Source organism: Desulfopila aestuarii DSM 18488, assembly GCF_900143695.1.
In the GTDB taxonomy this organism is placed as follows: Bacteria; Desulfobacterota; Desulfobulbia; order Desulfobulbales; family Desulfocapsaceae; genus Desulfopila; species Desulfopila aestuarii.
The window spans coordinates 1-6190 of record NZ_FRFE01000070.1 but is presented as its reverse complement, the minus strand read 5'-3'; the positions used below and the strand labels follow the sequence as shown (position 1 = coordinate 6190).

The window sequence follows — 6190 nt, the reverse complement described above, 5'->3', positions numbered from 1 at the left end:
TTTTCACGAATTGAGGTGAGAAGTTCCCTTCACGATCCCGAGGAGTATTTAGCTCAAAGCTGCCATTCATGGATTTGATAGTCTTTTTGCTTTTACCATTACGGCGGTTTGCGGTGATATCCTGTTTGAGGTGGGAATCCAGTTCTGCTTCAAGAGCTGCCTCGGTGAGCTGTTTGATCAGCGGAGTAAGGATACCCTCCTTACCCATGAGAGCCTTGCCCTCCTGGAGGTCTTTAAGGGCACGGTTAAAATCGAATTCTGGTTGATCTTCTGTCATGTCAGTCTCCTTTGTCAGCTGTATATATCAGCTCTTGTTAACTGACACAAAATTTTGAACGCCCTCTGCAATTTCTGTAGAACAGATCATCAGGCATCCCGCTGCCTTCGCAATTTCAGAGTCTGTTCAGCAAGAACTCTTTTTTGATCATCAATAAATATAAATTCTCGATTACCCATTGATTAAACTCAAATTATCAAGGCATAATTTGTTGTTTATTTCCTTCAATACTATTCGTATTTATCGAACTATCACTCAGTATTTATCTGTTTGACCTGATCTTTTTTGTGCTTTAGCATCTACCCCATTCATAATTGAATATTGCCCCTCAGTGAAAAACAGGATTGGGGCGGCACATTCGAGCCTTGATTGTTTTGTCAAGCGACTCGGCAGGTACGGTTGGCTTTAAGCCCGCCTGGAAATGAACAGTCAATAACTGGAGATATGAAAAGACTATGACAGCATTATGGAAGGGATTCGCACCGATTTTTTTGATACTAATTGCGTTTGCACTCATCGAAGGAGGCTTGACGACGGATTATGCCGAAGCCCGCTCAAAAGTTGGCGGAAAATCCTTCAGCTCAAGTCCCAGCAAAGCGAAAACTCCAACGAATACTCCTGCAAGTGCCCCTGCAACTGGTGGAAGTCTTGGGCGTGGCCTCATGGGTGGACTGATTGGCGGTGCTCTTGGTGGAATGTTGTTCGGCTCGATGTTTGGGGCTGGAGGATCCGGTATGGGAGTACTCCCTTTGCTGATTCTGGGTGGTGCCGCTTTCTTTTTTTACAGGAAGTTTGCTAGCGCAAGGCAGAATGCTGGCAATATCGCGCCTAACCAATATACTCGGCATGACACCCAACCAAGCAGCATCTTTGGTGGAGGTACAAATAGTGTCAACCAGGTACAACCCATGCCAACTGCCGAGGTTAATCTTTTGGCCGATGGCATTAGTCAGATCAAGAAGAATGATAGGGATTTTGATCCAGCATATTTTAAAGAAGTAGCCTCCGACGTGTTTTTCCAGGTGCAGGCTGGGTGGATGCATCGCGAACTCAATTCCTACCGTCATCTTCTCGGCGAACAACTAGCACAGGAGTATGAGGAACATTTTATAGAAATGGGCCGCAACGGGCATATCAACAAGCTGGAGTCTATTGCTATCCGCGGCGTGGAGATTGTTCAAGCAGGTAGTGATGGTGTCCAGGATTTTGTCACCGTATTGTTTACTGCCAATCTTCTTGATTATACGGTTGATGACAAGAGTGGCGAACTGATTTCAGGTAGCAAGACCAATCCGGTTAAATTCAGGGAAGAATGGACTTGGGCTAGACCTGCAGGTACTCAGGACTGGAAACTTGAAGGTATAAAAGAAGGCTGAAAAATCCGCACCGCCCTCACAAGGCATATTCTGCTATTGTGAAGGCGGTGTTGATGTTTGTAATTGGCTATGATTCTCTTCGTATTGAAGATGTTGTTCCTCTACCTATCGCCCAAATCAGAGATTACTACTGATCGCCTAAATCGTAACAGGTGAATCGTTCAGTCACCTGTTTTCCAAGTAACCCTCCCGTAACATCTGGTCAAGAATAGTCTCACCTGCTCAAAAGAGCGCTGTGCGTATGATTGCCATTTTCTATCTTGTTTTTTAAAAGGGTCACCTGTCAGCAATCAAACCGAAGCCGGCTGATGAGGTAAGTCTGCAGCAGGTTATCGAAAGACTCCTCCGTTAACTCAATGCCCCCTGCTGCATCTTATGCGCCCTCGGCTAGGCGTACGGCAAAAACTATACATATCGGTTCTGCACATTTTCTGCAGCTGGTTCGCAGTTCCGATTTGCAGTTCGAGGTTGATCAAATGATGTGGTGTAAGTAGGATGGGTGATAACTGATGTTGTCACTGTATCACGGTCACCCAATTTCCGAAGAATCCAGGAACATCATCTATGGAAACTGCAACGCTCGCCTGCAAGATCCTCGGCGGTCTGGTCCTGTTCATGTTCAGTATCTCGATGTTAAGCGATACTATGAAAAGAGTTGCCAGTATCCGTCTGAAAATAATCCTGGAAAAAGCCACAACAAGCCCGCTCAGAGGGATTTTTGCGGGAACAATGGTCACCTTTCTGGTCCAGAGCTCAAGCGTAACCGTCCTCCTGCTACTCGGTCTGGTCAATGCCGGAGTGATGAATCTGAACCAGGCGATATATGTCATTCTCGGCTCAGAGATCGGAACCACAATCACCGCCCAGATCGTGGCCTTCAAGATTACCGTCTTCTTTTTCCCCCTTATCATAGTCGGTTTTATCCTCCGCGCTACATTCCCAGCGAGGGAGGACATCAGGAACATTGGTGAGTTACTGTTTTGCCTAGGCATGGTATTCCTGTCCATGAAAATCATGTCTGACGGTGCTAAACCACTCAAAGATTATCCACTCTTAATAGATGTGATTGGACAGTTCGGCAGCTTCCCGCTCTACGGAATTCTCATTGGTACGATCTTCACCACAATCACCAGCAGCAGTTCGGCAACGACAAGCCTGGTCATCGCCATGAGCATGGAAGGAGTGGTTGGCCTGACCTCAGGAATTACCCTTATTATCGGTGCAAATATCGGGACCTGCGTTTTGGAACTGGTAGCCATTGTGGGAACAAATAATTCGGCTAAACGAACGGGAATGGCACAATTTTTCATCAACCTTCTGGGAGCGTTGCTGATATATCCCTTCATCTCGCCATTTTCAGAACTCATTGCCTCCACAGCTAATGATATTCCCAGGCAGATAGCGAACGCGCATACAGTATTCAATGTGACTGTCAGTTTTATACTTCTGCCTTTTACTTCGGCTCTGATTTTTATATTAAAGAAAATTATCCCGGGAGAGGATATCAATGTAACCGATACTTCACGAGGCCTCGATAACAACATCCTGAAAGTTCCTGCGCTGGCTCTGTATCAGGCAGAAGAAGAAGTTCGTAAAATGGCCTCCCTCACCCAAGAGATGCTCAAACTGGCCAGGGCAGCATTCTTTGCCGACGACATAAAAGCCGGTAAAACCATCATAGAATATGAGAAAACCGTGGACGCCATACATAACAGACTCTCCGACTATATGAGTAAAATCAGTATGCTGCTGCTCTCCGACAGGGATATCTCAAAAAAACGAGCCATTGCCCATTCCTTGACTGATATTGAACGGGTTGCGGATCTAGCTGAAAATCTTGCCGAATATGCGAAACAAAAAGAGATTGTCTTCTCGGAACCGGCTAAAAGAGAACTCGAAAAGATCTTTGATAATGCTGTCGACCTTTACGGTGCTGCAGTTCTGGCGCTCAAAAGAAAGCACAAGACCTTGATGACGGATGTGACCCAGGTAGAGGACAGGAATGACTCCCTTGAACGGGAGTATAGGAAGAAGCATTATGGCCGGCTGGAACAAACGAAGGGCACAACCGGCCTCGATGCCTTTTATCCTTCAGTGTTAAGAGATCTCGAACGGATTGGGGATCATTCGTATAATATAGTTGAGCATTTCAATGATCTTTAATTCACTATAACTGGCATGACAACGATTCGTTCAATTATCGGAGTAGCGTTTTGTATTTCTCATTTGCAGTGTGGTTTAGATGTAGAAACCGACAAATTCTCATGTGATAGCGCCTCTGACCCAGGCTCGACTATAAAGTGTCAACCAGCATGAAACATGGCTATCCATAAAGCATGACAAGAAACTACCCGTCATCACGTAAAGGTGATAATGGATTTGATTTTCACCTTTATTTTATTGCTATGCTGTCAAATCAAATAAATCATCTTCCTGCGAACCGCTTTTTCTATGAATGATCAACAAAACTCACCACAATATTTAGCAGCTATAGACTTGGGCTCTAACAGTTTTCACCTAGTTGTTGCCCGTATTGAGGATGGTCATATTCACATTCTTGATAGAATAAAGGAAATGGTGCGCCTGGGAGGCGGTCTTGATCAAGATGGCAGATTATCTGAGGAATCACGGATACGTGCTCTTTCCTGTCTAGATCGTTTTGCGGAACGTGTGCAAAAATTACCTCAAGGCAGCGTGGCTGCCGTTGGAACAAATACTCTGCGGCAGGCGAAAAATTCCCGTCAGTTTTTACAAAGCGCCAGTGAGGTTCTGGGCCACCCGATCTCAATTATTGGTGGAAAGGAGGAGGCTCGCCTGATTTATCTTGGTGTTTCCCATTCTCTAGTGGCTGAGGATGGGAAGCGCCTTGTCATGGATATTGGCGGAGGAAGCACGGAATTGATTATTGGTGAGGGTTTTGAGCCTCTTCACCTGAGCAGTCTAGAAATGGGTTGCGTAAGTGTGAGTCGGGCGTTTTTCAAAAACGGAGACCTCTGCAAGAAAAACTGGGAGAAAGCTCGCATTGCAGCACATATGGAATTGCGTCCGGTGAGACGCGATTTTCGAGAAGTTGGCTGGGTCTCTGCTGCTGGGGCATCGGGGACGATTAGGGCAGCGGGAAGCATCGTGAAAGCGCTTGGTCTTGAGACCTATCATATCACCTTGGAAAGTTTATACGAAATACGAAATAGAATGATAGCAGCTGGGCATGTGAAAGACCTTGTTCTTCCAGGTTTAGACAGAGACCGGCAACCTGTTTTTGCAGGAGGGCTGGCTATCCTCATGGCCACATTTGAGGCACTTAAAATCGAAAAGATGCAGGTTTCCGAAGGTGCCTTGCGGGAAGGCCTTCTCTATGAACGTCTTGGCAGGATTCAGCGTGAAGATACGCGATTGAAAACCATTTCCAGTGTGCAGCAACGATTTCAGATCAGCCAGAAACATGCGCGAAGGGTGAGTCTAGCCTCGCACCGTCTTTTTACCGCCTGCGAAAAAGCGTGGAACCTGCGACTGGCGGACGCCGAGAAACTGCATTGGGCAAGTAGTCTTCATGAAATTGGTCTCGCGGTTTCATTAAGTGGTTATCAGAAACATGGCGCATATCTTCTGGCCAACGCAGATCTTCCTGGATTTTCTTTGGAGGAGCAGGACTGGATGAGTGTCCTGGTGCGTTGCCAGCGCAAGAAAATATCAGATAAATACTTTAGCGGTTTGCCCGTAAAGGACCAAAAGACCGCTTTGAGGCTTGCAATTCTTCTTCGTCTTGCCGTCCTGCTCCATCGTTCCCGCAAAGACGAGACGGCGGCTATCGAGCAAGTGATTGCTAGTGAAAATACTTTGATCCTACAATTTGCACAGCATGAGTTGATAAATCACCCCCTGCAAAGAGCCAGCCTTGAGCAGGAATCCAAGTATTTAAAAAAGGTGGGTTTTAATCTCAAGGTTAGCTAGTGACCTGCTATTCTAGCAGGAATAGAAGACAGATCTCATCTTGATTTTTAGGCCAAGCTCATATGACCTCTTCCGTTCAAATAACCCTTAAGTTTATCAGCAAGGCTGATGATTACTGATCTTGATCTGGGCTTGTTGAAGAAACTACGATCTCAGGGTAATGTCCGTAATGCTTTAAGCAGGCGAACCGACCTCTATGAGTAGCGCTGGGCAGGATGAGATGAATATCAATCACTGGCAGGTCGCTTGAAAGATAACCTCCCATTGTAATCAGTAGCCGCAACTATTTTAAATCACGTAACGAGTAATCTTTTAGTCATGAGCGCCGGTGAGTATACGTTTTCTGAATTCCTCAAGGTTGGAATCCCTCTTGTCCTAATAATGTTGGGTATGTTTTCATTCTTATTACCATTGCTGTATTTGTAGTAGGAGCTTTACTGTTTCACCTTCAGGAGTGATACATAGAGCCTCTTGCAAAATGACCAGAGCGTGAGGCTTTGCACTGTGGCCACAAATAGATCTTTGACAACCTAACCAAGCAGCCGTAAAAGTTGATCTGAAAATAAGGTGATAACTCCAAACATCA

General features: G+C 45.7%; 5 protein-coding genes. 3 read left to right on the top strand and 2 right to left on the bottom strand.

The annotated features are described in order from the left end of the window. A partial coding sequence (locus BUF15_RS25985) for a transposase (RefSeq protein ID WP_200802505.1) occupies positions 1–277 on the bottom strand: 277 nt, incomplete at its 3' end. A gap of 455 nt (positions 278–732) precedes the next feature. Between BUF15_RS25985 and BUF15_RS25980 the strand changes: the two genes are divergently transcribed. The 3 genes from BUF15_RS25980 (at position 733) to ppx (ending at position 5604) form a co-directional block, all read left to right on the top strand. After that, positions 733–1653 carry a Tim44 domain-containing protein gene (locus tag BUF15_RS25980; protein ID WP_073617234.1) on the top strand — a complete coding sequence of 307 codons (921 nt, stop codon included), beginning with the start codon at positions 733–735 and terminating at the stop codon, positions 1651–1653. 564 nt (positions 1654–2217) lie between these two features. Then, complete coding sequence (locus tag BUF15_RS25975; RefSeq protein WP_073617232.1) at positions 2218–3816, top strand: Na/Pi cotransporter family protein; 1599 nt, start codon at positions 2218–2220, stop codon at positions 3814–3816. Positions 3817–4104: 288 nt separating this feature from the next. Beyond that, positions 4105–5604, top strand: coding sequence for an exopolyphosphatase (gene ppx / locus BUF15_RS25970; RefSeq protein ID WP_073617230.1), 1500 nt, complete (start codon positions 4105–4107; stop codon positions 5602–5604). A 405-nt stretch (positions 5605–6009) separates the two neighbouring features. Here ppx and BUF15_RS27970 read toward each other — a convergent pair. Beyond that, the coding region (locus BUF15_RS27970; protein WP_234981283.1) for a hypothetical protein at positions 6010–6190 on the bottom strand (181 nt) is incomplete at its 5' end.

What these genes read in the sequence shown, in the direction of transcription:
- BUF15_RS25980 (WP_073617234.1), top strand. Translation starts at nt 733, where the DNA reads ATGACAGCATTATGGAAGGGATTCGCACCGATTTTTTTGATACTAATT.
- BUF15_RS25975 (WP_073617232.1), top strand. Translation starts at nt 2,218, where the DNA reads ATGGAAACTGCAACGCTCGCCTGCAAGATCCTCGGCGGTCTGGTCCTG.
- ppx (WP_073617230.1), top strand. Translation starts at nt 4,105, where the DNA reads ATGAATGATCAACAAAACTCACCACAATATTTAGCAGCTATAGACTTG.